Consider the following 4712-nt stretch of genomic DNA (forward strand, 5'->3'; position numbering starts at 1 on the left):
AGGAAGGTAGCAAGCCCAATCTCGGAACGCAAGGGTTTTTTTAGAAACGCGTAATGGTCCCGTTACGTTTGGCGCTATGGCGGGGGTTTCGGGGTGGAATATCCGTTCGTTGCCATGGCTAAGAGCGTGTTGAAAAATGGGCTTCTGATTTCAGCGAATATTGGAGATACAGAGGCCGCAAAGAATGATTCTCTCTTTGGTGAGTAGGCAAATGAACAAAATAGCCCCAACTGAGCGGCCATGGACGATGAGCAAGGCAACCCCGAGGGCATCTGAGGCCCTCTTGGGAGTTCAATACCCGATCAGATTACGCATCAGGATTGCAAGACCGCAAGATTGAAGCCGGCGACATGAATCAAGTAACGTTTTTGTATATTCTGGCGCCCACGCTGCCAGACCCGGTGCATACCTCCCCGATCCGGAACATGGGCGAAGGTGCGTGATGCGATTTCCGTGCGGAGGGTACCAACCGATTTGCAGATTATGGAGGAGATCCGGGCCTGGTTGTTGTGCACAGCGCAGCGGACTTCATGGTCCCCGTTCCAATTCAGCCAACCTTTGGTTTACGGTTCAGCAATGCGGGTTTTCCAATGGGCATCTTCCTGTTTTTTAAAGATCTTGCGAGCATGATACCCTTTGTCTGCCGACAGCTCGGCTGGATCCTCCGGAGAGTGCGACGTGGGAGTGGTTTGCTGCAGTTTGCGTCCAGCTTCATCCAGCGTCTTCTTCAACATGGTCGTATCGCCCTGGTCCGCTGGATAAACGACCGCGGCTACATGACCCCGGTATCCAGATCAACGGCATGCTCGGGCTTGTATCCCAAGCGGGTATGGCCGTCCTTCATCCTGGCGACCCTGGCATCCGGATCTACCGGAGATTCCCATTCCTGGTTGGAGAGCTTCTTGCCTTTTCTCATCTTGTCCATCCGGGTCAACTCTTCCGCGCTAGGGGTCTCGATGCCGCTTTCCCAGGCCATTCTGAAAAGCATCTGCCGGTAATTTTCCCCGTGTCCTTCCGCACGATGGTCTTGAGGGCTGCATTAGCTTCCATTGTCGAGGCATCCACCCCGATCCGTTCGCCCAATACCAGGTCGGTTTCAACAACCTTTCCGAGCACCCAGGTGAAAATCCGTTCATGAGCTTCAAGGGACAGACGGTTGGGAGTGAGACTCAAGGTGGAATGGTCCGGGACAGGCCCCGTGGTGCTTTGGAGGAACTTTCGCAAGGACAGGGAGTTTGCGCATCGCCATTCAAGGCCCCCATGACTGTCGATGCCCTCGAAGTAGCCGATCAGGTCCATTCTGAAATACCGGCCAGGCGGAATAGATGGACGCCCGTTGCGCTCAGCGTAGTAAAGCCGGAAGCCTTCCTCGGCATAGCGATCAAAACCCGCTTCCAGCAAAACCCCTTGCAGCCGGTCGTAAAAGGCGTGGCCTCTGGACTTCGAAATTTGCTCAAAGGTGAGAAAAATGTCTCTCTGTCTCCCCAATCCCATGCTGCCATCCATTGGCTATCGGTCAATAATAGATCAATGCCTAAATAAATATGATACAATATTACTCAATGCAAACAATTTTTACAATAAGAATCAATGACTTTTTCAACACGCTGTTGAGGCCGCATACTTAGGATAGGGATCTTTACACTAATCCGGGAAAGCAAAACGACTAAAGGAAGAATGTACATCCATTGAAAGACAAAAGATTCAAAATAAGGATTAGTAAATGATGCAATAAAAGCACATAAAAATCCTGAAAAAAAGAATTTATCCTGAGGTAATAAATTATGTTTTAAGATAGGCTTAGAGATTTTAAAAAAATAATAAACGAATGGAGAAGAATAAATTAAAGTACCAAAAAGTCCAACACGAAAGATAGATGAAAGCCAGACAAGCTCATATCTCCAAGGGAAATTGTAATTCCTAATATAATTTACACCTATGCCATGCCCCATCCCTAAACCATATGATTTAATAATACCGTCTAAAAGAGCCTGATATTGTTCAATTCTTGCGATACCACCAAAATTTATAATATTTTCTAAAAATTTAATAATAATAAAAATCAGATCTATAGAAGCAAAATGCTGAAGCGTTAGCCCTGATATAACTCCAATTAAACCCAAATTAAAAATTCGTTTGCAAATTTTCCAAGTTTCATAATTAGCACTAGGTATATTCACAAATTTTGATGGAATAATTAGACCTAGGAAGATTCCAATGGGTATAGACAAAATTAGTGCAGAACGCCCAGATGTAATGCCAGCTGCCAGTAGCAAAGGTAGAAGAATATATCTTATTTTTTTATAAGTAACTATTTCCGGGGTAGACAGAAAAGCACCGGATAAAAATATTAAAGATCCATATACATACATTGTAGCGCCAACATAACCATCTTGAAAATGAATATTTGGTTTAGCTTTAATAAAAAAGGTGACATATTCTGGCCCAAAATTGAAAAAGAGAAGAAAAAATATTGCAACTGTTATGATACAAGCAAAGCTTATATATGTTATCCATCTAATAAGTAAATTAATGCCTATAGTTTGTATTATGCCAATTGAAATAAAAATCCATAAAAAAGGAGAAATAATATATATAATGAAAACTTGAAGAATTGCGATTAAAGGTGCATTATTAAAATAACCTACTGCGATATAGCATAATGTCACGGTAACATTGCAGCAATGTAAAAAAACTAGAAATTTAACATAATGGTTAATCCGAACAAAAAGAAGAGCAAGAATGAAGCATATAAGCATAATGGCGGCGGTAAAGAACTGTAAAGAATTAGGAATTGCAATTGTTAGAAATAGGAGCAAAAAGACGAAAAGTCTAAATACACCTTGTATAAAAATGAATTGATTTCCGGCAGCAGCCATTGTCGGATGAATTAGATATTTCAAAAAATTTGCTGTTCTCGAAAATTACAAGAGATTGAAACTCCATCTCTTGAAGACACAGGGATTTTAAAACGGATTTTGAGGGGGCAGAAATCAGCTCGTATTTTCGAGTATTTATCGATCACAGCTGGTGCATTTTTCCCTGACGTCAGCGGCTAAATTTTGCTAGGGTGCTTTGCCAGGAGGGAACAGCACCTTGGCAGAGACGCTGTATCAAATTCGTGGCCGTCAGATCAGAGAGGAAGACCTCTCGTTTATCCGCGATACCATCTCCCGGCATTGGGAACGCGGTCGAACCGCCATTTCCCGAGTGCTGTGTGAGCACTGGGACTGGCGGCAGCCGAACGGGCAACTCAAAGGGATGGCCTGCCGTGCGCTGCTGCTCAAGCTCGAAGAAAAAAAGCTCGTCAACCTCCCCCCGCCTTTGTCCACAACGAATCATCGGAAGCCCCGCAAGGCTGTTCGACGCAGCTATAGCTACGACACCTCGGAGATTCACGGAACGGTCTCCGAGTTTGGTTCTTTGAAAATCGACATGGTCCGGCGAACCCCGGATGAAGGCCTGTGGGATCAACTGGTCGACAAGTACCATTACCTGGGGAGCCCCCGAATCGTCGGTGCATACCTGAAAGTACCTCGCCTACCTGGATGCACACCTGGTGGCTTGCCTCGGTTGGGGCTCAGCGGCCTGGAAGGTGGAGTGCCGCGACCGGTTCATCGGTTGGCAGCCCCGTACCAGGGAAGCGAACCTCTACAAGGTCGTCAATAACGTCCGGTTCCTGATTCTGAACTGGGTTTCGCTGGAGCACTTGGCCTCGAAGCTCCTGAGCGCCAACATCCGGATGCTTCCGGGGAACTGGCAGGCGTTTTACCGCCATCCCGTTGCCCTGCTCGAAACCTTCGTGGATACAACCCGTTTCCAGGGCACCTGCTACCGGGCAGCCAACTGGGTCTATGCAGGACCGACCAAGGGGCGTGGACGCTACGACCGCTATAACCGCTGCATGGAACCGGTCAAGGCGGTCTACCTTTACCCCCTTGGCAAGCGTTTCCGGGAGGCGCTCCATGGCTGAAACGCCTCTTTTTCCCGAAGGAATCGCCTTGACCGAAGAGGGGCTGGAGGATGTGCCGCGCTCCGTGCTCATCCAGATCATCCTCGCCCTTGTGGAGGAAAACCGCGAACTCCGAAAACGGATCGAACAACTCGAAGCGCGTCTGAACAAGGATTCCTCCAACTCGGATCGGCCGCCGTCCTCGGATCCGCCCTTCAAAAAGAAAAAATCCGGGAAGAAAAAGAAAGGCACCGATCGACGGAAACTGAGCCATCCGGGGCACCGGCAGGAGATGCTCCCGCCAAAGGAAACCCGAGTCATCCTTCCGGAAATCTGCACCTGCGGCAACCGCGAGTTCCCCGAAAACGAACCGTATTATACGCACCAGTTCATCGAACTGCCGCCGATCGACCTCGAGGTCATCCACTTCGAGCTACACCGAGGCAGGTGTTAGTGATCGCCTATATAAGTCCATTATGTGATCGCCGTAATCGAGCCACTGCGTGATCGGCTTAATGAGGCCACTTGGTGATCGGCGTAATGGAGCCAGTCGATGATCGCCTTAATGAGTCCAGTCGATGATCGCGGTAATGGAGCCAATGTGGAGGAATCGTTTTCTGCCTGAAGGAAAGAAGGGGTCTCGGACCAAGAGTTCATCATAGGGTAGACTTCCGGGAAAAAATTTTCCGGGAGGGACTGCCATGGCAAACAGGAGGTTCGAGATGCATCATTACCGCCAGGTTATTTTTCGGATGCGCAT

General features: G+C 47.7%; 7 protein-coding genes. 3 read left to right on the forward strand and 4 right to left on the reverse strand.

The window, feature by feature from the left end:
- Positions 1-563: 563 nt before the first annotated feature.
- From H567_RS28880 to H567_RS28890, 4 genes are all read right to left on the reverse strand, one after another.
- Complete coding sequence (locus H567_RS28880) at positions 564-734, reverse strand: hypothetical protein (protein WP_153306316.1); 171 nt, start codon at positions 732-734, stop codon at positions 564-566.
- Between the two features lie 38 nt (positions 735-772).
- On the reverse strand, positions 773-925 hold the full coding sequence (locus H567_RS28885; protein WP_153306317.1) for a hypothetical protein: 153 nt from the start codon (positions 923-925) through the stop codon (positions 773-775).
- Positions 926-930: 5 nt separating this feature from the next.
- Complete coding sequence (locus H567_RS27595) at positions 931-1494, reverse strand: transposase (protein WP_051185181.1); 564 nt, start codon at positions 1492-1494, stop codon at positions 931-933.
- Between the two features lie 65 nt (positions 1495-1559).
- Positions 1560-2903 (reverse strand): hypothetical protein, encoded by a 1344-nt coding sequence (locus tag H567_RS28890; RefSeq protein ID WP_153306318.1) that lies wholly within the window; start codon positions 2901-2903, stop codon positions 1560-1562.
- 193 nt (positions 2904-3096) lie between these two features.
- Between H567_RS28890 and H567_RS29930 the strand changes: the two genes are divergently transcribed.
- From H567_RS29930 to H567_RS0120940, 3 genes are read left to right on the forward strand one after another with little or no spacing between them, the layout of a single operon-like run.
- Positions 3097-3669, forward strand: a complete 573-nt coding sequence (locus tag H567_RS29930) for a Druantia anti-phage system protein DruA (protein WP_084517693.1) — start codon at positions 3097-3099, stop codon at positions 3667-3669.
- Positions 3560-3973 carry a Druantia anti-phage system protein DruA gene (locus H567_RS29935; RefSeq protein WP_051185183.1) on the forward strand — a complete coding sequence of 138 codons (414 nt, stop codon included), beginning with the start codon at positions 3560-3562 and terminating at the stop codon, positions 3971-3973. Before H567_RS29930 ends, H567_RS29935 begins: the two co-directional genes overlap by 110 nt.
- On the forward strand, positions 3966-4406 hold the full coding sequence (locus H567_RS0120940; protein ID WP_028322887.1) for a DUF6444 domain-containing protein: 441 nt from the start codon (positions 3966-3968) through the stop codon (positions 4404-4406). The genes H567_RS29935 and H567_RS0120940 overlap by 8 nt, the downstream gene beginning before the upstream one ends.
- Positions 4407-4712: the final 306 nt, after the last annotated feature.

Origin of the sequence: Desulfatiglans anilini DSM 4660 (assembly GCF_000422285.1) — a bacterium.
Taxonomy (GTDB): domain Bacteria; phylum Desulfobacterota; class DSM-4660; order Desulfatiglandales; family Desulfatiglandaceae; genus Desulfatiglans; species Desulfatiglans anilini.

Bases quoted from the DNA above. Each gene is read 5' to 3' on its own strand.
- H567_RS27595 (WP_051185181.1), bottom strand. From the start codon at position 1,494: ATGGGATTGGGGAGACAGAGAGACATTTTTCTCACCTTTGAGCAAATT.
- H567_RS0120940 (WP_028322887.1), top strand. From the start codon at position 3,966: ATGGCTGAAACGCCTCTTTTTCCCGAAGGAATCGCCTTGACCGAAGAG.
- H567_RS28880 (WP_153306316.1), bottom strand. From the start codon at position 734: ATGTTGAAGAAGACGCTGGATGAAGCTGGACGCAAACTGCAGCAAACC.
- H567_RS28885 (WP_153306317.1), bottom strand. From the start codon at position 925: ATGGACAAGATGAGAAAAGGCAAGAAGCTCTCCAACCAGGAATGGGAA.